We start from the raw sequence: 283 nt of genomic DNA on the forward strand, positions 1-283 counted from the left end.
TCCCCATTCGGAGATCCCCGGATCAAAGCGTGCTTACCGCTCCCCGAGGCTTATCGCAGTTCGCTGCGTCCTTCTTCGGCTCCTAGCGCCAAGGCATCCACCGTGTGCCCTTAGTAACTTAACCACATTGGTTAGTACTAATAGTACTTACACTTAAATATCTTAGCAATTTCATGCAGTATCCAGTTTTCAAGGAACAAATGGATAGTTACTCGTAAGAGTAACTGCCTGGCAACGTCCTACTCTCCCGGCTCCCTGCGGAGCAAGTACCATCGGCGCTGGA

Annotated in this window: 1 rRNA gene; it reads right to left on the minus strand. The window is 50.5% G+C overall.

What is annotated here, in order from left to right:
• Positions 1-124: ribosomal RNA gene (locus M3630_RS30770) — 23S ribosomal RNA — on the minus strand; the annotation flags it as partial.
• Positions 125-283: the final 159 nt, after the last annotated feature.

This window comes from Brevibacillus sp. MER 51 (assembly GCF_023714195.1).
Classification (GTDB): domain Bacteria; phylum Bacillota; class Bacilli; order Brevibacillales; family Brevibacillaceae; genus Brevibacillus.